Origin of the sequence: Ruminococcus flavefaciens, from assembly GCF_900119075.1 — a bacterium.
GTDB lineage: Bacteria > Bacillota > Clostridia > Oscillospirales > Ruminococcaceae > Ruminococcus > Ruminococcus flavefaciens_Q.
In genome coordinates, this window is the sequence record NZ_FPIP01000002.1 from 253,513 (window position 1) to 278,121 (window position 24,609).

Genomic DNA, 24,609 nt, shown 5'->3' on the forward strand with positions numbered 1-24,609 from the left:
TACTCCTTTCTGCGGGGGCGTAATGCCCCCGACTATAGATTATTATTTTAAAGATTTTTTTACAAGCTCAGACATAGCAGTTTGAGCCTTTGCTCTACCTTCGAGATCGAGGCTGACATATACTTTTGCGGTAAACGCAGTGCTTTCATGCCCCAGTATATCGCTCAGATAGGGGAGCGGAACACCTGCCTTGACTGCCTGTGAAGCGTAAGTATGACGCAGACAATGTGGATGAAAGTCCGTAATGCCGATATTTTCAGCAACTGTTTTTAGCTTCTTCCTTACGGTGCCGGGATCAAGGTAATGACCGAGCTCATTGGCTACAAGCCATGGATTCTCCTCGTACATACCGTAAGACTTCTCCGCCTGCTCCTTCTGCCACTGAATATGTGCAAGCACTTTTTCAGCGACTTCTGGTAACAGCGGTATCTTTCTTGTGCTCTTTGATGTTTTTGTAGTTTGAATTCGAAGTATGGTCTTAGGTTCGCCTTGCTTGGCTTCAAAGTTCGTTACCCTGTTAAGGGACTTCTCTACACTGAGGTAGTATATCCCTCCAGTACAACACACGTCATCGTGCGTGAGAGCACAGGCTTCGCCCAGTCTCAAGCCACAAAACAGCATCAGTATCAGCGCTATTTGGAGCGAATCTCCTTGCATTGCGGCAGTGAATTTGCCGATTTCGTTTTCTGTAAGTACCCTGATATCAGGCGTAATTACATGAGGCAATTCCACGTAGTCTGCTGGATTATGGTAGATGAGTTGACGTCCTACTGCATGTTTCAGCGCTTTATGTATCATATTTAACACATTGCGAATTGTTTTAGCACTGAGCGACTGTTCTGGTGTGTCCAGGTGTCCAAAATTTTTTAGAAATATTATGAATTCCTGCAAGTCGTCTGTCGTCAAGTACTTGAGCTTGACATCCTTGACCTTGTGACGCTGTACGTGCCTTAAGTAGCCTACATAGTTCATTTTTGTGCTGTCACGGATAGCAACAGAGCCAAAATTTGTAAACCACTGCTCGAGATACTCCCCAAAGGTTTGGTCAGAGCACAGCACCGGTTTTCCGGCGCTGATTTCTGTTTTTATCTGAGAGAGCCACTCGTCGGCTTCCTTACGGGTGCGAAATTTCTCATACTTACGATGTTTAGTGCCGTTAGGTAAAGGAACATAGATTGCTGCGCACCATTTGTTGTTGGCAAGTTTGTACTTGGTTCCTTCTCCGTTTGCTGCTTTAGCCATCACCCCCACCGTCCTTATCAGGAGCAGTGGATCCAAAAGTTTGCTCGAGCATCCAATTGTGCAAAGCAGTTACGGGGTACAAAATGCGCCGCCCAACAGTAATATGAGGGATGATTCCCTGCCTAGTCAGTTTCCTGACGGTTGAGATACTGAGACCTGTTTCGACTGCAACTTCAGCTGCCGAAAGGCACACTATTTGTGAGGTCATATTCTAGCCTCCTCCTTTATTTGATTTTCAAGTTATATGAAAAGCATGTCCGGCCGGATATACTTGTTTTTTTAAAATAGCACACATTTAAACCGTAGTCTAATTTCCGAAAAATTTTCGGATTATGCTTGATAGTCCTTGTATTTAGACGAATTCAAGTGCTGGATTATGTATTGACTCGAAATGTTTAATGTGCTATTGCTTCAAATGAAAAAATGTAATATAATGGTATATAGTAAGGGGGGGGGACATTATGAGTACTAAACAAACAGATATCAGACATGACTATCTATATGGAATTGTTAATGCTGTTTTTGACATCAAAGTCAACAGCACAAGGAGAATTGATGATAAGAAGGTTATTGTAATCCGTGGACGTGGAAAAGAAATTGGTAAATGTACATTTACGGAACTTTATCAAAAATATTTTAACGATTTATTTGAATACACGTTTACATATGATCAATGTGAATTCGAATACCATGGAATTCAAAAGGCAAATCAGAAGTTTGATAGAAGAATTGCAATAAATAATGCTATTGAGTATTTTAGAAAGAAAAGCATAATGCTTAATTATGTTTTTCATAGCAGTGCTGAACAAAAGCTTTTTTCCAAGCTAATATATAGATATCTAAAACAACTGCTGGATGTTCTTTTTGATGAATACGATATGAAGAAAAAAGAATTTGAAAAAACTATTAATCAAAATTTCAAAGATGCATTAAACAAAATCCGTGATGAAGTTGATACCAAAGATATCTATGAGCTAATATATAGAGACGCAAAATTATCAGATGCAGAGTTGCTTTCGTATGATGGCGCCGACAGTGTCATGCTGATTGATAATGGGTATGAATACATATTGTATTACTCTTCAGAAAGTATAGCTACATCTTTGAAACTGAGACCGGTTGACAAAGAATTTGTTTACTCTCGTTCCGATATATCTTATAATGTATATAGTATTGATTCAAAGAATTCAAAACCGATAATATATACTCCAAACATCGAGTATTACCCAATTAATATCCTTGATTTTCAACGTAAAGAAATGTTCGTTCCAAGATTCTGTTGTGTTGAATTCAAATATAACGAAACAATCGACCCCCTCGAAGACGACGAAAAGAAATATGAAAAAGAGTATATTTACTATAAACTCTCTATGCAGGTGTCTGAATACGTAAAGAAAGAATATATACGCACAGAAAAGCAAGAGACAAATCGATTGAAACATATTGAAGAAATCCTTGGAAGACTGCTCCAGATAAACTATAGAAAACTGTTTAACGATGATAGGTATCTTAAAAGCTATTTCAAATTAGGTCTAAAAAGATTCCGTAAATTTCTTGACATTTCAAATCTCGGAAAAGATAATGAACTAATACTATTCCGATATCTTGTATCTTTATGGGTAGATGAGTTTAGCCATGTATTGTATTGCGCGTCGAGTAATCAAGAATATAAGAATAGTATAGATGAAAAGACGTTTTCCAAACATTTGAATATGTTAAGTGATTACGTTGAAAATAAGAATTTAGATGAAGCAAATAAGCATTTCTTAGAATTCTATAAATGTAATAAGATGACAATTGATTCGTTCAAGAAAAAAGTTGAGATATTGAATGTGAATTATTTCAATTCTTCAATTGAAGAAAACATTGGTAAAGGACTTAGTCCATATTCACATTTGAAAGAAGCAATAAGTGAATATAATGGTTTCCTATCATCAAAAGAAGATGATTAATTGTAATTAAGGTGTCCACGATCTTCCGCTATCTAAAGAAAAATGCTTTTTAGCGAGTGATCTTTATCGTTCGATTCTGACAAAGAGAGCATACAAAACGGTACAAAGTGACTTGATACACCTCTGAAATGGCTGTATTCTGCGGCGTGTCCAAGTGTCCACAAAAAGCTTTCTATATAAAGAAAAACAGATCGTACGTGAAGTTGGAGCATTTGCGAATAAAATGATTAGATAGACTAAGCGAGTACTTCTTCTGTTTGACTTTTTCATCCTGTTGTGCTATAATTCCGGTATAAATGAAGCACGGGAGGTGCTGAAATTGAGCTTCGATTTTGATATCAGTGTACGTATCAAGGAAAAGCGAACTGGTGATATCATATCCGGTCCGAAAGTGATCTCTGCGTCAGAAAATCCCTCTTTTTACAGTGGATTTGTAGAAGTCTGCTGGTGGAACAGCAGCATATTCATGGATCTTCCGCCGGCTATTTTCAGAATATGCGGTAAATATATGGAAAAGCAGTATCCGCTTGAAGAAGGTATGGAAGGAAATCTCTATACCATTGTGCCGAGAATTGCTATGCGCGAAGTTTGTTCCTATATATATAGCAGATGCTATGTACTTGATTCAGAACTAACTGAGGAAAGAGACTGGAGTTGGCGTGACGCCTATGAAGTAACCAATATTGCTCGTGTAGAAAAACTGCGAGATCTTCTGTCATCACTTGATTATGTTGATCATCGTAATCAGGAGTGTGGAATTGCAGAGGATTATATCGGCAATCTCCAGAAAAAAGAAGAATTCAAAAGTAATCCGCAGGGGTATGAGTTTGAGTTTATGCTCGATTATCATTACTGCCGTCCTAGATCATAATCATATTGCACGAAAACTTAATAAACACTAAGCACTTGTCTAAATAGATAGGTGCTTTTTTACAGCTCCTAAATAGCTATATTCTGGGGAGTGTCCAAGTGTCCGCAAAAAGTCTCATATATAATAGAAAAAAAACAGCTCGCCCGAGTATTGGGCGAACTGCAATTCATATTATTTCAGGAACATTTCAAGATTAGAAATATGCTCTAACTGAAGCTGATCTGTGACATGAGCGTACAGATCGAGGCTTATCTGAATAGAACTATGACCGAGTAATCTGCTGAGTGTCTTTATATCCATACCGCTTTCAAGACTGCGAGTAGCAAATGTGTGCCTGATTCCGTGAAAGTTTATGATACGGATATTGTGCCTTTTAAGCATACACTTAAAAGTTTTCTGGAAATTCCTCGGATCAATGGGCTGTCCATTTTGGGATACAAATACAAGTCCGATATCTGGATATCCGTTCTCAGATAACCAGCGTTCCTGCTCCAGACGGTGAGCGTAAAGCTTCTGAGCAATCTCAGGCAGCAGAGGTATCGTCCTGACGGAATAGCTCGTCTTTGGAGTGCCGAATATAAGGAGCGTCTTTTGAGGACTATTCTTGTCTGGATTCCTGATACGTGAGAGAGCCTGGGTAATTTTGATATAACTTGTTCCATTGAGATCAAAGTGAACATTTTTCCATGGAAGTCCAAGTAACTCTCCCATACGCAGACCGGTATAGAGATCAAGTAATACCGCCATTCCTATCCGCTCATTCGGCAGATACTTTTGAAGCTCGGTCTGTTCTTCAACTGTGAAGTACTTGCGTTCGTGCTTGACAAGTTTTGGAGGAGTTACGAAATCAGCGATATTGCGGTTAATATATTGCATTTTGTACGCCTTGTCAAGAGACGTGTGGATCATCGTATGAAGATTATGCATCGTTTTCGGACTGAGACCGCCTTTGCCTATAAGCTTACCGTTCCTGAACTTTTCCTGATAAAAACGCTGTACTATCATAGGATTCAGATCGCATAGTTTAATGTTGCCTATTGTAGGCTTTATATGTTTTTCTATGTATGTTTCGTAGTTGATCACAGTTGTCTGTTTTAATACGCCGCGGCAATACATATCAAGCCAGATATTCATCCATTCATAAAGCGTGATTTTGGAGGGCTCAGTGTAGTTTCCGTACTTTACTTCGTTCAACAATTTATTGACTTTTTCAGTGACCTCATGTTTTGTTTTGCCGGATACGTATTTACGTTTCGGAACACCATTTTCGCAATAAAGTGTAACAGCTCCACGCCAAAGCCCATTTTTATCTTTATAAATACTCCCTTCATTGTTTGCTTTTTTATTCATAGGCATACGCTCCCGTAACAGTCTTCATATATACCTTCGCCGCACATATACTTTACATCTCGAAGTGCTTCGCGGAGCAGGCTTTGGTCTGTGAGCATATCCTCGATTTCATCGCAGGTATAGCCGTACTCCAGAAGCAGTTCTACATCAGCTGAATCAACACCATAACAGCCACAATATGCGAGAAGAATTTCCTCATGCATATTGTAATAAGGAGAATCATCGAGATCGTACCAGCTCATGTACTTGGAACGGTATATTCTTGGTTCGAAGTGAGAACGTGTGATTTTTCCGTTCTTATCAATGCGTAGAATATCTCCCTCTTCTGTGTCAATACGCTTGCTCTCGAACTTGTGCAAACCCAATTGTTTCAAAGCTTTCCTCATAATAGTTTCCGTTGAAGCGTATACGTAAAGACCTATTGTCTCGAAATGGAGCAGGTACATTGGATTGCTTCCCTTGACGATATATAGACTATTATACTGATCAAGCACCGTAAATGTGAAATTACCCTCAACAGTTTCTGACATATACTTCAGACTGTCGAAGTCGAGCTTTCCTTGCTTTTCTATCAACTGTACGCCGATATAGCTGTCCGTGTCTATATATGTATTCGGTATTAATCCATCTTTGCGGAGATCTCTGTCGTTCCAGAGTACGCCGTTATGTGCGAAGGCGAACTCTATATCAGCGTGACCAGCAAAAGGATGATTATTGTAGTTCTGCTTCTTATCACCCTGGGTAGCTAACCTTGTATGTCCCATGATTGCATTTGTGTCATTAGGCGCGTTGAAATGGATCTTATGAGCAGGCTTGGGCCTTTTGAATATAGTGACTTTCCCATCATGAACATAGCTGATACCTGCTGCATCTGTACCTCGTTCTTCTGCAGCATTAGCCAGTGCCTGTGTTAATTTCTTCAACACCTTATATGGCACTATACCTTTATAATCTAACCAACCGAACAATGCACACATAATTATTCATCCTCCTTATCCTCGTCGAATCCAATAACCCCACCTGCAAGCAGGATTGTTGCAATCGTTCCAACCGTCTTAAGAACATCTTTTATGTCCTGCTCCGTGTCAGGTTCAATACCAAATATATCTGCTAAAAGTCCCATTATAAGTCCTCCTCAGTGTTGATATTCTCGTTGATATACAATCTACGTTCCTTCAGGTACTGAATCAGCTCAGGTTCAGTTATTGTATCTACGAACTCAGACCATGACATCTTCGACATCCCCTCGTCAGTGAGACTAATAGCAAGATCACATATAGCATCAACCAGCTCCAACGCTGCGATAAAAGTGTTATACTTGAGCGTTCCTCTGAACAGGCGGAACTCTATCGTTGCCCAGTTCATCAGATTGACTGCTGCATATCTGCCGTTGTTACCTTTCTTAGCCTTGTCCAGTATCTCACGTCCGGTCTTCTCAAAGCCATAACGAGCTGCCCACCGGTTCATTGCATACTCTGAACGACGAGAGAATTTCAGCATCTCGTTCCAATGATGCTCCACAAAGTAGAGGATCCTGCCAATAACATCGTCCTGAGTATCTCTGTCTTCACCAAAACAGTTTCTATTGACATGAATGTGTAAACCGCAGGTGCTTGTCTGATGACTTCTGTATCCTAGGTATATAGCCTTTTTCATGATATCATCCCAGCAGTAGTTCTTATGATATTCAAGACTCATTGGATGCGTAACGATCTCCATGCCGTCATCAAGAGAACCATCCCCCTTAATGTAGATATGTTCTTCATCCTTATTAGCTATAGCAAGTATCTCGTCCGCGTTATCACTGTCTTTACCTGCTCCGTCGATCTCCAGTTCTACGCCGAAGTAGCGCTGGCTGTCACCGTAAAATATGGGTTCAGGTTTGTAGCCATAGTCATGGATAGAGCGGCTTTTGTCAACTTCATCGTGGTAGCAGTCACTGCAATAATCGTAACCGTCGAGGTGGTATGAATCGTCCTCGTGGAGCAGAGTGTCACAGCATGAACAGCGGGTATAGTGATTGTGATAGCAGTGGCTGCAGAGAGTGGTATAATCATCGCCATAGCTTTCGCTGGTCCAAATTATAGCACCGCAGCGATCACATGTCGTGGTATGCTGTTCAACACAGTCTATACATACTATATCGCCGTCGACAGTTTCATAGTCTTCGTCTTCACTTATGATTGCTCCACAGTGGGAGCAATATAGCACATTTTCTTTGTTTTCTTCCATTGATAAAACCTCCGTAAATAGAATAACCAGCCCCCTAAGGGGCTGGCATTAGTCTTTAATATTCACTTGCAAGCAGCATGGTACTGTGATCACCGTCATCAATGATATACAGCTTTTCAGTAATAGGTGCATCTGACGGTATAATATACACCTTACGATATTCAGGCTCCTCTGAGCTGTGTGTTATAGATTGCATTGAACCTGACGGACTAAGCTCAAAGACTTGTAAATAGTCCTTCGGAGCAGGCATACGGTCAACACAGCCCCAAAGAAACAGCTGTAACTCCAACGGAATCGTGCTATCAACGCCACAGGTCAGGTATCGGTTGTTATCAAACACGGTATCAGTTCCTCCTTTCGCATTTTTGTTGGTGACAAAAGCTTCTGTCACTTTAACAATATACATATAGAAAAGAGAAATAATAGGAATTTGGCTTTGAATAGGCAAAAAATGTAATAACAATTATTATTACATAATAATGATATACATATGAAAAATCAAAATAATCGGTATTTTCTCTTGACTTTGCTTTCTGTTTCTCATTATAATAAAAGAAAGACTGAAAAGAGCATATCTAACCTGCCTATACCGCCCATTACGGGCGGCTAAGCAGCATATATACATAGCAGCAGTGATGTTTGAATATCACTACTGTGAGGGAAAAGGAAGAAAAATGATAATAAACACAGGTATGCGGACAGATATCCCCGCATTTTACTCAGAATGGTTCATGAACAGGATACGCGAAGGCTACGTTCTTGTGCGTAACCCATACCGTCCAGATTGGATAACGCGATATGAACTTGATCCAGAGGTAGTTGACTGCCTTGCGTTCTGCACCAAGAATCCTGCTCCGATGCTGAAGCACTTGAATGAGCTTAAACGCTTCCATCAGTACTGGTTCGTGACGATAACTCCCTACGGAAAGGACATTGAACCTAACGTTCCGTCTAAGGAGCAGGTAATGCAGGACTTTATAACGCTTTCTAGTTCTGTCGGCGTCAACTGTATTGGCTGGAGGTATGATCCTATATTCGTTGACAGTACCTACACTATGGAACGACATATATCAGACTTCAAGAAAATGTGTAATACGCTTTCAGGATGCACACAAGTTTGTGTTATCAGCTTTATTGATCTGTATGAAAAGGTAAAACGGAACTTTCCACAGGCAAGAACGGTGACTCCACAGGAGCGTATCGCTATCGGAAAAGCGTTTGCTGAGATCGGACAGCTTTACGGAATAACGATAAAAGCCTGTGCTGAGGGAAATGACCTCGAGCAGTATGGTGTAGACTGTAACGGCTGCATGACCAAAGAAACATTTGAGGCAGCTATAGGAAGTTACCTTGATATTCCAAAAAAGAAGTCGCAGCGTGCGGAGTGCAGCTGCGTTCTTGGTACAGATATTGGAGCTTATGATACCTGCGGTCATCTATGCAAGTACTGTTATGCCAACTATAACAGAGAAAACGTAAGACGCAATATTCAACTGCATGATCCTTCATCTTCGTTTCTGGTTGGAACACTTCGTGAAGGAGAAGTTATTCACCAGGCGGAGCAGGTCAGTTGGATAAACGGACAGTTGTCATTGTTCTGAATATGATTCTATCCTCTCGATTGTTCGGGAGGATATTTTTTGTCTGAATTTGTACTATGTAGTAAGAATGTATGACAAATGTACTTTATACCTGTATTAGTATTATACTAGTATTATCTAGTATATTAATATCTAGTAATAAACAAGTAATACTTGAAAGACACACGCGCGTATATAGATCAAATATCATGACAGATACAACATCATTCCAATAATCATATTCATGATACAGGTGATAGTGTAAATGTTCTGTTGAGTTGTTTGATTCGAATAATCCGGAACATACGATACAGGTGTCAACATTCTAAATTCAAATTAACAGGAGGTTATAACTCATGGAAACAGGTACAAGCCCTAAGACTCTGAGAATTCCGAATGATACGATCTCGGATATCGAGAAAGTTGCTAAGGAGAAGAATACTACATTTTCCAAAGAAGCAATTCGCAGATTAAAGAACAAAGGTAGTGTTGACACAAATTATCCGTTATTTCTCGCAAAGGCACAAACTATCATCAACCTCAGCTACGAAGGCTATAGAGCTGGAAGAGAGGATCTGTTTCAAAAAGCTCAGGAGGAGGAAAGAAAATTATGGGCAAAGATTATGACATCCTCAAAGTAATCTGGCACGCAGATGGCGGTGACGAGTATTCTAAGAATGCGACAAAATACCCATCAAACGAAGACTGTGTAGGGTTGATGGGATACGGAGTTGATGTTACCGATCCCGCTACAGCAAAGACGCAGTTTGATGATGTAGCAAAATTTAATGGAAATCAAGGCAAGAATGAATTTATTCAATTCATGATGTCATTCTTGAAAGAAACAGCACCTAATGCTGAAACTGCTATGGAAATAGCTGATCAGGTAATAGATCCTCTCAAAGACGAATACATGATGCTTATGGGAGTTCACAAAAAGGAACATATGAAGTCAGATTATCACGTACACGACTTTGTGGGTACAACAAACCTGGAAACAGGAAAGATGCTTCATCCAACAAACAAAGTCACTTACCCTTTGGCTCAGAGAATGGCTGATATCACGCAGAAGCCAGTTAAACTCGTCATCGAAAGGAAGAATAAATCTCCCGAACTGAACACTATTCAGGGCGGTGGCAACAATACTGAGGAAAAGAAAGATTTTACAAGAATCTTCTATCCGCATAAAAACACAAACGACTGAACTTAGGATTGCTTAATCCAATTTGAACGCACACAATTTTCAACCAATAAACAGAACAGCTTGAATTGAATACTTAACTTCCGGCCTTTGTGCCGGGAGAGCTGTTCTGATATATTTCAACCAGATTTTGTACTGTATGATAATTCAAACTTGCTGCTATGGTGTAGAAGGATTCTAATAAGATAAACGGCTATAGTAATAACATACTCGTAAGTTACTAACTCATGATTCACTAAACGACTGGTGATATCAGTTTTTACTCATGTATAATTCATTTCCAGTTGACATTTGCGTTTGAGCGTGGTATAATCAATTTAAGAAACGCAAAATCATCAATATTTGCGTTTTCACTCAAAACACTAACATGTACTTACTCAATGCATATTTGATTTTGAGCTTCAGATAATAACAAGTGCAAATGTCATAAGGAGATGAGATATATGTCAAGGAAAACACTCAAAGCTCTATTCCACATGGGAGCTAAAGGATACCAAGAGGAGTACAATAGCAGATTTAACTCGGATACGACAATACACCTGAATGTAACTATCGGGAATGATTCTGCGTTTATTTGTCAGACTCCTGAGATATACAAACAGATAATATCGATTGAGCGTATGGACAAGGCTGTTGATGCTGTGACTAATACACTTCCTCAGCTTGCAATATCTCAGTTCACTTCCAAATGCCTGATAGATGAGATCTTACTTACCAACAACATCGAAGGTGTGCACAGTACCAGAAAAGAGATCGGAGAGATATTACAGGATCTGTCAACGCGAGATAAACGCAATAGATTCGTTGGACTGGTCGCTAAGTATGCTGCACTGGAAGATAACCAGACTATGTCATTTAAGACTTGTCAGGATATACGCAAGGTTTATGATGATATCTTCTATGAAGAAATAAAGGCAACTGATCCCGAAAATCTGCCTGATGGTGAAATATTCCGTAAATCGGGCGTTGAAGTACAGTCGGCAACTCAGAAGGTTATCCACAAAGGATTATCGCCAGAGAGTAAGATAATCGACACCATGAACCAGAGCCTCGCTGTGTTGAATAATGATGATATCGACATCTTCATCAGGATAGCTGTATTCCACTATCTGTTCGGATATATTCACCCATTCTACGACGGTAACGGCAGAACGAGCCGATTCATCAGCAGTTACCTGTTATCGTGTCAGCTCAATCCCCTGATAGGATACCGACTTTCTTATACTGTAAAAGAAAACATCTCCAAATACTATAAGGCTTTTGATGTGTGTAACGATGTTCATAACAAAGCTGAACTTACGCCGTTTGTGGAAATGTTTCTGAATATAGTGGAAATATCGCTGCAACAGCTGTTGGAAACTTTGGAAGAGAAGAAGCATAAATGGGAATACTACTGTCAGCGTATCGGTAGCTTACCAAATACTGAAAAGAATGATATTGCTCATTTGTACGAACTCCTGATACAAGCAGCATTATTCTCAAATATTGGTATCTCCCGTGAAGAACTCCTTTCTCAGCTGAAACTGTCGGAGAATACCTTACGGAGCAGGCTTAGGATGATACCTGATAACCTACTCATCGAAAATCGTCAGAAAGGCAGGAAGTATTATCTTCTTGACCTTGATGAAACAGATAAACTTTTTGATGTATAATAATGAATTTGCCGCCATTAATGGCGGCATTTCGTTTGTACAGTTTTGGTCTTAAATTAACTCACACACAAACGGTTCGATGTATTTCCTTATGAAATCAGCTCTGTCCATTACAGTGGGCTTGAAATAGGATGCTACAGCTATAACGATATTCTTTTCAGGGTCAATGAAGATGACGTTGCCGCTATTTCCGAGAGCTGCGTAAATATTCTTCTTACGATCCAATATCCACCACAGATAGCCGTATTCCATACCCTGCCAGTTCTGATTTTCAATGACCCTTGGACGAGTCATTTCTTCTATCCAACTTGAAGAAATGATACGCTTTCCGTTGTAAACGCCCATGTTTAGACAAAGCTGCCCTATCTTAGCCATATCATCAGCCGACATACAAAGTCCGTATCCGGGAGTCCCCAAGTCCTCGGGATCGCAGAACCAGACGTTTCCTTTAGGAGTTTTCTCTATAGTAAACTGCTTGTGTTCCTCTGCTGTTTTTGCAATGTAGACAGAGTACGGCTTGATACCAAGCGGCTCGAAAAGATATTTGTTTGCATAATCCACAGTTTTCGTATTTGTTGCCTTGTACAGTATTCCCGAGAGGATATGCAGGCACACGGTTTTATAGTTGAATTCGTCGGTGATTCCTTTCTTTCCGCCAAGAAAATCAAGAGAAGTGTATGTCCAGTTATCGCTTGAACACACCTTTGACCAGGGATCACCCTTGCCTTTATATGGTGCTCTCATTGTCAGCAGGTGCTTGATAGTTACATCGTATATGGTCTTTTCGCCGCGTTTGACTTTATAATCAGGAAAATAGTCAAGAACTTTATCGTCAACACTGCCTATCTGTCCCTTATCTATGGTAATACCTATAAGCAGCGACATAACGCTTTTTGTTGCGGACATTATGTGTACACAGTCATCTTTCTTGTAATCATGCCATGTGTCACTGTATACCATCTGCCCGTCTTTGTAAGCGCAAATCTGGCAGATGTTGCTCTCATTGCCCTTGCTTTCCTCAATATATCTATGAAGTTCGTCTTTGGTCATAATATACCTCCGTATTGATAGAGTCTGTATATTCAATCGAAGTTTCATACAGTATCTTTATTGTAGCAATATCATTTTTAATTGTCAATACTTTTTTCTAAAGAAGTATGAACCTAATACATGAATCATCATATGGAGGATAAATTCTTGTACGAGAATTATTCATGTAGATATCTGCTGATATCTTTATAATATTCACGGATTATTACGCGAATAGATTCTAAATCAATGCAGTAATTGACATGAGAAGTAATTCTAATCTGAACAACTGTGAGCAAATAAGTGATTGAAAAATACATATTCTCATGATATAATGAAGAAAAAGTTTTGCATAAGGGGACTGAATAATGGACAGAATAAAGAGATCACTTAAGAATATAAACGGAAGATTGTTTCTGGCGCTATTAGTCATGGGACTTTGCCCAACATTGTACACAACGCTGCGAACCTTTTTCCTCGGACAGTTACCGGGAGACTGGTCTTACTCAATAGCAGGACAGCTTTCATGGGTAAACCTGCTGTATGAGGTCATAAATGAAGCTATAGTTCTGCCGCTGTACTTTTTCATGGGACAGGCTGTTTCGGATAAAAAGGAGTACTCCAACAGGATACGAAGCGGACTGCTTGTATCGCTTGGAATATATACGGTTTGCTCCGTGCTTGTGATGATATTTGTTCATCCGTTGCTGAGATTCATGGCAGTATCACCTGATATATTATCGGAGTCCGCAAGCTATATCAGGATAGAGTGTGTTGCAAATATCTTTGGCATACTGTATAGCTTCATCAGCGTAGCTCTTCTCACCATAGGCAAGGATAAGCTCGTATATGCAATAACTGTGGCAAAGCTGATACTCAGCCTGCTCCTTGATACATTACTTGTCTCAACACTGCCTGTATCGCTGAATTGCGGCGTTAACGGCATAGGTATTTCAAACATAATCTCAAACCTCATATTATTCATCATAGCTGCTGTACTCATTAGCAGATGCGGATATCATATATTTGAAAAGGAAAAGCTGTCATTTGCGTGGATGAAGGATTTCTTCAGAATAGGCGGTATCTCAGGACTTGAATCATTTGTCAGGAATATCGCGTATATGCTCATGGTCTCGCGTATGGTAAATATGGTAGGAGAACAAGGTACATACTGGGTAGCAAATAACTTTATCTGGGGATGGATGCTGCTGCCTATAACTCAGCTTGGAGAGCTTATAAAGCAGGAAACTGCCAAGGACAAAAATGCTGTAAAGAATAATACCCTCGGTTATTTTACGATAACCACTATAACCTGTCTGATATGGGTGATAACAATTCCCCTGTATAAGCCGTTTATGCAGCATATTCTCGGATACAGCGATGTTGATAAGCTATTTAAGCTTGTAATGGTGTTGTTTGTATTCTATGTTTTGTACGCTTTTCAGAATGTATTCGACGCAACATTCTATGGCAGGGGAAAGACCAACTATATGCTTTTTGAGTCTGTAGTGACCAACAGCGTTTACTATGGAGCTTTCTTTATTCTTTATCTATGCGGAGTTTGGAAGCCTACGCTCATTGGCATTGCCCTGATGTTCGGCTTCGGAAATGCCTTTGATACGGTGGTATCTTATCTTGCGTATCGCCATTTTCTTAAAAAAGAGATTATCAAAACATGATCTGAAATTAACTGTGCCGCCTCATATTGAGGCGGCACTTTTTTACATATATTGACTTGATATAAACATCTTCTTATCAAGAGATGCTTTAATAAATGAATAAACAGGCAAGATATTGTTAACAAAATATAAATTTTTTTGAGATGGCACTGTTTTGCTTTGTGATTATTGACATAAAACAGAGCAGATGGTATAATTATTTTATAGAATACGCCGTACAAACTGTTCGTTCACAAAGCTTGTATTTAGGTGCAAGGAATTAAGAAGACAATTATAGTTATCAATTATATTCTGAAATTGGAGGTTAATTATGGCATATAATAGTTTATACCAAATAGAAGTCTCTCATAGTGGATTAAACAAATATAGAGTAGTTAAAGGAAATACTCGATGGGAAGTAGAGCAGAAGGCGAATGCATTAAGAGCACAGTGGGATGACCAATGGAAAAGAAAACAAGAACAAATTAAAAAGCAAGAGATACGTCAGCAAAAAATCCAAGTTGACGAATATGGGATAAAATACGCTGAAGAAATGACTAATGAAGCAAATGATATTCAAACAAAGTTGGATAGGATACTTGTTGATTCATTAAACAATGTTTATTTTGATTTTGATTCACTAAAGGATCATTCAAAGTTTACTGCTTCCAAGCCTAAGCAGCCTATATATGGGCAGTATCCCAGAGAACCTCTTCGTTCTGATTTGATATATAATCCTAAACCGCCGTTGCTTGCAAAACTAGCCAAGAGCAAGCTTGATGCGTTCAATCAGGAGAATAATAATGTATTTATTAAGGATCATATGAAGTGGGAGGAAGAAGTCAGACATATAGATATATCAAATAATAATCTTAGAGGTAATTACGAAAGCGCGGTTAACAAATGGGAAAGTGACAAAAAGGCTTTCTATGATAATCAGGATGAGAATAACAGATCAATTGACGAATTCGAGGAAACGGTTAAAAACGGCGATAATCAAGCTATTGAAGGCTTGTTTTCGTTGATCCTAAATGATATAAAGTATCCGTTTGATTATGATAAGGATGTAGATGTTCAGTATTTCCCGGATGAACATCAGTTGATAGTTGAAATGTTCCTACCTGTTCAGGAGGATATTCCCAATAAAAAAGCGGTTACGTATGTAAAGTCAAAGCAGGAAATCAAGGAATCTTTTTATCCTGAAGCTTATATGAAAAAGAAATATGACAGTGTTGTGTACCAGATCGTTATGCAAACCTTGAATTACTGCTTCAATCTTTCAATTTGTGACCTTAGTATTGAATCAGTTGTGTTAAATGGTCGAGTTAGGACAATTGATAAATCAACCGGAAACGCAATCGAACCATGCATACTTTCGGTTTCATCTAAGAAAGAAGATTTTTGTAAGCTGAATCTTGAAACAATAGATCCAAAAGCATGGTTCAAGAGCTCGAAAGGTGTCTCTGCAGCAACACTTGTTAATCTTACTCCGGTTGCTCCAATTGTGGAAATGAATAAGGAAGATAAACGCTTTATTGATTCCTATGAAGTGGCTGATCATCTTGATGAAGGCGATAATATTGCGACGATGCCATGGCAGGATTTTGAAAATCTGATCCGTGAATTGTTTGAAAAGGAGTTCAATGCTACGGGCGGAGAAGTCAAAATAACTCAGGCAAGCCGAGATGGCGGTGTCGATGCAGTTGCATTTGATCCTGATCCGATAAGAGGCGGAAAGATCGTTATTCAAGCCAAGAGATATACAAATGTTGTTGGAGTAGCTGCTGTAAGAGATTTATATGGTACTGTTGTAAATGAAGGTGCTATCAAAGGAATATTAGTCACAACTGCTCATTACGGTAATGATGCTTATGAATTTGCAAAAGATAAGCCATTGACTCTTATGAACGGTGCAAATTTATTATACCTTATGGAAAAACACGGGTATAACGTCAGAATTGATATTAACGAAGCTAAAAAAGTTCTTAAAGAGAATCAGGATGTCAGATAATATTAAGCCCTGATACTGAATATGAAGTGCACAAATTGTGAAGAAATGATATTGTATAATTGTGTTGTCTATAAGGAGGAACGTTAATATGGCTAGTGAATTTAAACAACCTATTTCTATAAAAGAGGCTGTAGATAATATCCATTCAAGGCGTTATTTATTACCAGCAATTCAAAGGAAGTTTACTTGGTCAAGCGAACAAATTGAAGTTCTATTTGACAGTATAATGCGTGGATATCCGATTAATTCATTTATGTTCTGGAGAATCTCAGATGCAAAAATAAAAAGTGGTTATAAGTTTTATCAATTTCTACTTGCATATAGACAAAAATATGCGGAAGATAATCCAGATATAGATACGACAGGAGTACCAGATTTTGAGGCAGTAATTGATGGACAGCAAAGACTTACCAGTTTATATATTGGACTTCGTGGAACATATGCTTATAAGCAACCGCGATTATGGTGGAAAAATGATGAAGAGTGTTTACCAACAAGGAAGCTTTATTTAAATCTTTCTAAACCTGTTAGTCAGAAATATGATAACCAAAAGCAATTTGATTTTCATTTTATGACTCAAACAGAAGTTGATAAAATAAAAGAGTCTGAAAATCATGATTTCTGGTTTGAAGTTCATAAAATAATGGAACTGGATACACTTCCTAAAGTTACAACGTATATTTCTGAAAACAATTTGCAGAATAATAGTTTCGCTTATAATACACTAATAACCTTTTGGGGCAAAATTTATCAAGAAAAACTCATAAATTATTATTTGCAAGAAGAGCAAGATAGTGATATAGTACTTGATATTTTTATTCGAACTAATAGTGGTGGAACACCTCTTTCGTTCTCAGATCTACTTATGTCAATTGCTACGGCAAATTGGAATAAGTATGATGCAAGGAAGGAAATTAAAGAAGTAATAGATCAAGTTAGTGATGCAAGTAATATTAACATTGATAAAGATTTTGTTCTTAAAACATGCCTTGTACTTTTTGTTGACAATATCAAATTTCAAGTGAAGAACTTTACTCAAGAAAATGTAAAGTTGTTTGAAGAAAACTGGGAACGAATAAAAAAATGTATAATATCCTCATTCAAACTATTTAAAAGACTTGGTTTTGATAATCGAAGTTTTCGTGCAACTCGTGCAGCTATTCCTGTTATTTACTACGTCTACTATAATTCGTTAGAAGAATCAGTCTATAAACCAACATACAATAGTGAAGATCAAAAGGCAATTGCGAAATGGCTGATACTTTCGTTTATGAAGTCCATGTTTGGAGGTCAGCCAGACACAGTCTTAGTTACAATGCGAAAAGTCATAAAAGCAAACCTTAAAAAGCCATTTCCAGCTCAGGAAATAATGAATGAGTTTAAAGATGATCCTGTTAGAAATTACTCTATTGATACCGAATATATTAAAGGAATGCTTCGTTCACAAAAAGGTTCAAATGATGCATTTTACCTATTACGTCTTTTATACCCGCATTTGGATTATAGTAGTGAAATACACCAGGATCATATGCATCCAAAGTCGATTTTCGAAAATACTGAAGAATTACGTTCAATAATACCTAAAGAGGATTTTGATTTTGCTTCTGATCCTCAAAACTGGAATAGTGTTCTTAATCTTCAAAATCTTAATCAGTTTTCAAATACATCAAAGCAAGATAAGCCACTTGCTCAATGGGCAAAGGAACAGGCTATATCAAATCAAGAACTATACTTAAAACCTGAAACTAGCCTTAATATAGTTGATTTCAAAAAATTTATTGAGGATAGAATGGAAATATTAATTCAGGAAATACAAAATTTGATTTAGCTTATAATTATGAGGAAAGCTGAGGCACAATTTGAATTATATAAAGTTACTAGAATAAAGAGAATGGAGCGGGATTCCGCTCCATTTTTATGGTATGGCAATAAATATGAACATTACTATTTTTAGAAGCCTGTTATAATTTACATTTTAACATAGAAATTGACGTATATATATGATATAATTCAAATAAAGATTAACGAAATGAGGCGATAAAATGCGCGAAAAGATAATACTTGCACCAACGGCGAACGGTACTGAGCTTCTTAGAAGTCTTGCACTACACGGTATAAACACGTTGTGCCTGAAGATAATGAGCAGTGCGGAGCTTGCTGAAACTGCTCTTATGCGAAGCGGTGAGACGGTAACCCGACAGTATATAAGAACTGTTGACGAGCCAGCTCTCATATTCAGTTTCCTAAATGAAATAGAGTTCTTTTCTGCTGCTACATTTGCAGATGCGCAGAATATCGCCGCTGCGCTTGATTCTCTGAGAAAGCTTATAATGTCAGATGAAAGCAGCATACTGCATGAGAAGCTTTCACAGGGCGAATTTGCCATTAACAGCGCTGCGTTGGGACAAGTCTATGACAGATATATCACTGAGCTTGAGAGCAAAGGATTCATTGACAGTATACAGCTCATAAGAAAAGCAGTTGAGCTTTCTGATACCTTAGATGCAGAATTCTGCATATTGCGGGAATACCAGCTTGCTCCTCTTGAAGCAGTTCTTATTGGTAAGCTTTCAGGCGGAAGCTATAAGGAAATAACGCTGTGTGAGCTCAGCGGTGTTGAGAAACAGCCTGTTGATTACAGTGATATTACCGAGGCGTACGGTGATTCAAATGAAGCGGAGCATATAATCGAGACTATATATTCCGAAAATCTGCCGCTGGATAACTGCATCGTTGCAGCTGCCGATACTATGAAGTATTCTCAGCTTTTCTACGATATAGCAAGTCAGTACAATATCCCTGTGACATTCGGCTGTGGACTTCCTGTCAGCAATTCCACATCTGCTGAGCTTATGCGTAATTTCCTGACGTGGGAGACCACCGGCTACAACGGCAAGGATTCGCTGTACGGCATAATATTCAGCGAAAGCTTTGACCGTCAGAAGCTTATCGGAGAGCTCTCTGTTGAAAACGAGAAAACACTTCGTGATATAGTGGATATTGCAGGCACTATGAGGCTATCCTGCGACCGTGAGAAAAATGAGGATAAGCTAACCGATTATGCCAATGAATATCCGGAGAATACTGACTATGTCGAAATGATAAGGCTCATGTTTGCGGAGTTTGAGCACGGCTGCTCATATATAGTGAAGAATTATGCTGTTATACGTGACGATTTTGCAGGAAGACTTGACCGTTCCGCTGTTAATGCCGTATGCGAGGAGATGGATGCATATACTGCACTTTCAGGCGGCAACGTTATTGAGATAATTGACCAGCTTCTGACAATAAACGTGTGCTGTGAGAACAGCCGTGAGGGAGCGCTGCATATAACAGGCATTAAGCAGGCTATGTGCAGTTTGCGAGAGGAGCTTTTTGTTACAGGACTTTCGGCTGATAATTTTCCGGGTATGCCACGCGAGAATTACCTTGTTCCCGATGGTGACTACCTGATGTTTGATGAGAATGCTCCCACATCAGAGAAGTGTATAGCCGACAAGAAGCAGGCGCTCTCTGACCTTTTGAGAACTGCTTCTTCACTTGGAAACAGAGTACACTTATCCTATTCTGGATACGATACTGCGGAGCTTAAGGAAGCGAATGCATCGTCTCAGCTTTTTGAGATATTCAGAGAGAAAAACGGCGAAGACTCCACGCTGGACGACCTCAAAAACAGTATCGCTCATACAGGCTTTTTCGAGAACAGCTATTCAGCTTCACGGCTTGTGGGCAGAGCATATAACAGTGGCAGTATGATAAAAGCGTCATATGAACCGAAGGAAGAAGCTTCTGTAAGCATTCCCACTGAAAATGCTTTCTCACCCAGCGCTATAGAGACATATCTCAGCTGTCCGAGAAAGTATTATTTCAGCTATATCCTCAACATGGAAGAACCCGATACCGATGATGTTTTTGTAGTGATAAAGCCACTGGATATGGGTAATCTGGTCCACGGACTTATGGATGACGCTTTCAGATATTCCATGTCAAAGGAAAAGGTTAAAGCAGAAGCTGTCCGTCGATTCAATGCTTTGCTTACAGCCCGTCCGCCCATAAACCCTCCCGATGTGAAACGTGTCCGTGAGGATTTCATGCGCATGGTGGAGAACGGATTTGAAAGCAGCGCAGGAAATGAAGTCATCTATTCCGAACACACCATAAAGCCTGTGAAAATAGGCAGTATAAAGCTCAAGGGACGTCTTGACAGACTTGAAAAAACTCCCGACGAAAATATAGTTATTGTTGATTACAAGACGGGCAGGAGAGTAAACCACAGACAGGATGACATAGCATCATGTCTGCAGATACTTCTCTATGCAGCTATGCTTGAGGAGAGTGAGGATATAAAGGTGAGCGGCGGAGAATACCGTTATCTGCGGTATAACAAGAGCATTCCATGTGCATATACGGAGTTCATTAAGGAAGCGCTTGTAGGTATTACAGAGAATTTTGCCAAAGGCGTTTCCAATGCGGAGTTCCCGCCTCATATAAGTGACAATTGTAGATTTTGCGGATACAGTAATATTTGCAGAAAGGGGGACGGAGAATAATGACAGATAATGATAAGCTGGCAAGAGAACGTATATCAACGGATATATATGAAAACTTCTTTGTTGAAGCCGGAGCAGGATCAGGAAAGACCACTCAGCTTGTGCAGAGAATGACAGAAATGGTCAAGGCTGGTATTGATGTCAGCAAAATATCCGCTATTACCTTTACTAAAGCAGCTGCAAGAGAGTTCTATGAGCGCTTTCAGAATCAGCTCATAATTGAGAGCAACAACGAGGAGCTTGATAATACAGAGAGAAAACGCTGCGATGAAGCACTTCGCAACATCGACCTGTGCTTTATGGGTACTATCGATTCATTCTCTCATCTGATACTCCATGAGCACCCTTCCGAGGGCAGGATACCGTCTGATTCCGAGGTAAGGGACGATGCAGAGATGGCAGAGATATTCAAGAGAGAGTATACTGCTATTCTGCACCATGAATACGGCGAAGAGCTTTTTGAGAAGTATGAACAGTTCAGCGCTGTGCAGGATCATCCGAAACTTGTGTTTACGGAATTCATCTCAAGGATAATAAACGCAAGAGATGCATATTTCATTTACGAACATGATGATATTGCCGATATCGATGAGTATTTAAGCGAAGAAAAGCAAAGGCTCATGCAGGTAATTGACAGCCTTATGCAGCGCAAGGATCTGTGGGGACAGACTAAGGAATGTCTTGAGAAAAACGAACTTCTGGAACAGGAATACAGCGCACTGAAAAGAACATGGAACGGAAATGTCGGCGGTATTTACTATACTCTGGGCAAGCTTGACCAGTTCCGTCTGTATGCTGAGCCTGAAAGCATAGGTATACTGGATACATCACTCTTTGCACCGTATACGTCACGCGGAAAGATAGCGTATTATACATTTGAGATCAAAGCTTCTGATCTATATAGGGAGCTTGGTGAATTTCAGTATTCGGTCACTGTTGATTTCCTTGTTTCTGCGGCAAGGGCTATAGCCGAGAGGCTTCGCAGAAATGGAGAACTGAATTTCTTTGATTACAAGCTGTATCTGCGTGATATGCTTAAAAGTGATGCAGAAGGCGATGGAAAGCTGATACGTCATATATATGACCGCCACAGCTATTTCCTTATTGACGAATTCCAGGACACCGATCCTATGCAGGCTGAGATATTCTTCTATCTCACAGCTGAGAATCCTGTTCCGAACTGGCGCGAGTGTGTACCGCGTAAGGGTTCGCTCTTTATAGTGGGCGATCCCAAGCAGTCAATATACCGTTTCCGTTCAGCAGATGTGGCGGCATTTAAGGAAGTGCGCAGACTGTTTGAGAACGGCGTAGGAGAAGTGGTGCAGCTTACAAGGAACTTCCGTTCAACTGTACAGCTGAAAGAATGGTTCAACACTGCATTTACAAAGCTTCTTCCTGAGGATACTCCTCATCAGAGCAGATTCAGCCTGATACCTATTGAAGGCAGTGATGATAAGTCAGTGTTCGGCGGTATCTGGACATACAGAGTTACGATAGAACGCAATTCCATAGCAGACGATCAGAAAAAAGTCACCCAGATAATACGCCGACTTGTCAATGATCCGAACATACTGATGAAAAGCAAGAACGACACCGAGCCCCGCAGAGTCCGTTACAATGATTTCATGGTCATAGTCAACAGCAAGGAGCATATCCTCAAATTTTTAAGAGAGTTTGAAAGCTATGATATCCCTGTCATGGTCGAGGGAAAGATAAACTTCGGAGACTGTCCTGCGCTGTGCGCTCTTATTCCGATAATCGAAGCCGTGTCATCACCATATGACAGAACAGCGGTCTACGGTGCTCTCACAAGCAAGGTATTCGGCGTAACAGACAGCGAACTTATAACTTTGAGGAACAGAGGCGTATATCCTGAGATAAATGCTGTTTATAACGAGGCAGTAAGCGAATTTCCTGATGTAAAATATGCACTTGAAAAACTTAACAGACTTGCTGTAAAAGCGAGAACAATGTCTGCGGTAACCGTGTTTACAACTGTATTTGATGAGCTGAAAGTTCTTGAAAAAACAGGAACGGCATATCTTGAGTACCTTTATTATGCACTGGAGCTTCTCAGATCAGCGGAAGAACAGGGCGAGGTCATAAGTGTTCTTGACGGAGCGGTATTTCTCAGAAAGCTTCTTGACGAATCTACTCAGGAGCGCTGCATAAGCCTGCAAAGAAATGATAACAGAGTTCATATCGCTAATCTGCATAAGGTCAAGGGACTTGAAGCACCTATCGTAATACTGGCTGATCCGAGAGTAACGGCTCATGCTCCCGAAATGAGGACAGAGCATACTGCTGACGGTACGAAGTGCTATATATTCTCTCTGTCCGTGAACAGGCAGAAGAAGGCTGTAACCACTAAACAGCAGGTGGCATTTGAGGATGAAGTCCTTTCGTATGAGGCAGAGAAGCTGAGACTTCTGTATGTTGCAGCAACAAGAGCGAGAAATGCTCTTATCATTGCAGACGCATATACAGGCAGCGGAGATCATGCCAAAAACAATCCGTGGGAGCCTTTTATTCATATGGCGGACGGCGATTTCTTTGCTAATCTGCCTGCTAAAGAGACGGATGAGCCAGCACCGAAGCCTGTCAAAAACGCAGACGGACTATATAAGGAAGCGGAAGAAAGTTCTGTATTCGTGCAATCCAATTCACCGAAGCCGACTTATTCTATCATGCGCCCGAGCCAGATAAAGCTCAGATCTGTCATTGAGTCTGAGGACGACTATGAGGACAACTCCGATACGGACATACGCAAAAAAGAGATCAGAACCAATGCTGCTTTGCTTGGTACCATGGTCCATAAGCTTATGGAGTGCTTGGTTTCGGCAAGGAAGCTGCCTGACGCTGATAAACTTTCAGCTGAGATAATCGGACGATACAGTGCTGTTGACGAGTACAGGGATATGCTGAAAAACGTATATGCTCACATCACTGAAGGCGGCTATGAGCAGAATAACGGTATGTGTACTGATATACTGTCTGAGCTTAGAACAGCCGATGAAGTATACTGCGAAGTACCTTTTTGCTATAAAGTCGAAGAAAAGGACGGAACATACACTGTATGGAACGGTGTTATCGACCTCCTTTACAAAAAGAACGGCATATGGCGCATAGTGGACTACAAGACCAACGCCGAAGCTGAAGGGCTTGACTACAAGTATTCAGATCAGCTCAACGCTTACAAAGAAGCTTTCTTTGCTATGACAGGAGAGAGCGCCGATGCTTTTATCTATCATATTGACATATAACGAAAAAACCCTCGGCAT

19 protein-coding genes are annotated in these 24,609 nt (G+C 39.8%); 11 read left to right on the forward strand and 8 right to left on the reverse strand.

Translation table 11 applies throughout. The annotated features are described in order from the left end of the window. Window positions 1-42: 42 nt before the first annotated feature. Entirely contained in the window at window positions 43-1,242 is a 1,200-nt protein-coding gene (locus tag BT105_RS03990; protein ID WP_072299532.1) for a tyrosine-type recombinase/integrase, read from the reverse strand. After that, a complete protein-coding gene (locus BT105_RS03995) occupies window positions 1,235-1,450 on the reverse strand; it encodes a helix-turn-helix domain-containing protein (RefSeq protein WP_072299533.1) in 216 nt (71 codons plus the stop codon). The genes BT105_RS03990 and BT105_RS03995 overlap by 8 nt, the downstream gene beginning before the upstream one ends. Window positions 1,451-1,703: 253 nt before the next feature. On the opposite strand from BT105_RS03995, the gene BT105_RS04000 reads away from it, so the two are divergent. Beyond that, window positions 1,704-3,194 carry a hypothetical protein gene (locus BT105_RS04000; RefSeq protein WP_072299534.1) on the forward strand — a complete coding sequence of 497 codons (1,491 nt, stop codon included), beginning with the start codon at window positions 1,704-1,706 and terminating at the stop codon, window positions 3,192-3,194. Window positions 3,195-3,513: 319 nt separating this feature from the next. Beyond that, on the forward strand, window positions 3,514-4,065 hold the full coding sequence (locus tag BT105_RS04005) for a hypothetical protein (protein ID WP_072299535.1): 552 nt from the start codon (window positions 3,514-3,516) through the stop codon (window positions 4,063-4,065). A 171-nt stretch (window positions 4,066-4,236) separates the two neighbouring features. Here BT105_RS04005 and BT105_RS04010 read toward each other — a convergent pair whose 3' ends face one another. From BT105_RS04010 to BT105_RS04025, 5 genes are all read right to left on the reverse strand, one after another. Next, window positions 4,237-5,259: a site-specific integrase gene (locus BT105_RS04010; RefSeq protein ID WP_242940081.1), complete on the reverse strand. Its 1,023-nt coding sequence runs from the start codon at window positions 5,257-5,259 to the stop codon at window positions 4,237-4,239. A 152-nt stretch (window positions 5,260-5,411) separates the two neighbouring features. Beyond that, window positions 5,412-6,392, reverse strand: coding sequence for a class II glutamine amidotransferase (locus BT105_RS04015; RefSeq protein ID WP_072299537.1), 981 nt, complete (start codon window positions 6,390-6,392; stop codon window positions 5,412-5,414). A gap of 2 nt (window positions 6,393-6,394) precedes the next feature. Next, complete coding sequence (locus tag BT105_RS14940; RefSeq protein WP_177243922.1) at window positions 6,395-6,538, reverse strand: hypothetical protein; 144 nt, start codon at window positions 6,536-6,538, stop codon at window positions 6,395-6,397. Next, on the reverse strand, window positions 6,538-7,647 hold the full coding sequence (locus BT105_RS04020; RefSeq protein ID WP_072299538.1) for an amidoligase family protein: 1,110 nt from the start codon (window positions 7,645-7,647) through the stop codon (window positions 6,538-6,540). The genes BT105_RS14940 and BT105_RS04020 overlap by 1 nt, the downstream gene beginning before the upstream one ends. Window positions 7,648-7,702: 55 nt before the next feature. Further along, a complete protein-coding gene (locus tag BT105_RS04025) occupies window positions 7,703-8,053 on the reverse strand; it encodes a DUF960 domain-containing protein (RefSeq protein ID WP_347496831.1) in 351 nt (116 codons plus the stop codon). Between the two features lie 268 nt (window positions 8,054-8,321). Between BT105_RS04025 and BT105_RS04030 the strand changes: the two genes are divergently transcribed. From BT105_RS04030 to BT105_RS04045, 4 genes are all read left to right on the forward strand, one after another. Then, window positions 8,322-9,248 carry a DUF1848 domain-containing protein gene (locus tag BT105_RS04030; protein WP_072299540.1) on the forward strand — a complete coding sequence of 309 codons (927 nt, stop codon included), beginning with the start codon at window positions 8,322-8,324 and terminating at the stop codon, window positions 9,246-9,248. 335 nt (window positions 9,249-9,583) lie between these two features. Continuing rightward, window positions 9,584-9,868: a hypothetical protein gene (locus BT105_RS14775; RefSeq protein WP_072299541.1), complete on the forward strand. Its 285-nt coding sequence runs from the start codon at window positions 9,584-9,586 to the stop codon at window positions 9,866-9,868. After that, window positions 9,838-10,431 (forward strand): relaxase/mobilization nuclease domain-containing protein, encoded by a 594-nt coding sequence (locus BT105_RS04040; protein WP_081367783.1) that lies wholly within the window; start codon window positions 9,838-9,840, stop codon window positions 10,429-10,431. Before BT105_RS14775 ends, BT105_RS04040 begins: the two co-directional genes overlap by 31 nt. A gap of 440 nt (window positions 10,432-10,871) precedes the next feature. Further along, window positions 10,872-12,080 (forward strand): Fic family protein, encoded by a 1,209-nt coding sequence (locus tag BT105_RS04045; RefSeq protein ID WP_072299543.1) that lies wholly within the window; start codon window positions 10,872-10,874, stop codon window positions 12,078-12,080. Window positions 12,081-12,131: 51 nt separating this feature from the next. On the opposite strand, the gene BT105_RS04050 is transcribed toward BT105_RS04045, so the two are convergent. Beyond that, the gene (locus BT105_RS04050) at window positions 12,132-13,130 is read right to left on the reverse strand and encodes a serine hydrolase domain-containing protein (RefSeq protein ID WP_072299544.1); all 999 of its coding nucleotides are present in this window, start codon (window positions 13,128-13,130) and stop codon (window positions 12,132-12,134) included. Window positions 13,131-13,477: 347 nt separating this feature from the next. Here BT105_RS04050 and BT105_RS04055 point away from each other — a divergent pair, with 347 nt between their 5' ends. The 5 genes from BT105_RS04055 (at window position 13,478) to BT105_RS04075 (ending at window position 24,591) form a co-directional block, all read left to right on the forward strand. Then, on the forward strand, window positions 13,478-14,788 hold the full coding sequence (locus BT105_RS04055; RefSeq protein WP_072299545.1) for an MATE family Na+-driven efflux transporter: 1,311 nt from the start codon (window positions 13,478-13,480) through the stop codon (window positions 14,786-14,788). A gap of 310 nt (window positions 14,789-15,098) precedes the next feature. Then, complete coding sequence (locus tag BT105_RS04060) at window positions 15,099-16,778, forward strand: restriction endonuclease (protein WP_072299546.1); 1,680 nt, start codon at window positions 15,099-15,101, stop codon at window positions 16,776-16,778. An 88-nt stretch (window positions 16,779-16,866) separates the two neighbouring features. Next, window positions 16,867-18,606 carry a DUF262 domain-containing protein gene (locus BT105_RS04065; RefSeq protein WP_072299547.1) on the forward strand — a complete coding sequence of 580 codons (1,740 nt, stop codon included), beginning with the start codon at window positions 16,867-16,869 and terminating at the stop codon, window positions 18,604-18,606. Window positions 18,607-18,820: 214 nt separating this feature from the next. Next, window positions 18,821-21,328 (forward strand): PD-(D/E)XK nuclease family protein, encoded by a 2,508-nt coding sequence (locus BT105_RS04070; protein ID WP_072299548.1) that lies wholly within the window; start codon window positions 18,821-18,823, stop codon window positions 21,326-21,328. After that, a complete protein-coding gene (locus tag BT105_RS04075) occupies window positions 21,328-24,591 on the forward strand; it encodes a UvrD-helicase domain-containing protein (protein ID WP_072299549.1) in 3,264 nt (1,087 codons plus the stop codon). The genes BT105_RS04070 and BT105_RS04075 overlap by 1 nt, the downstream gene beginning before the upstream one ends. The last annotated feature ends 18 nt before the right edge of the window (window positions 24,592-24,609 follow it).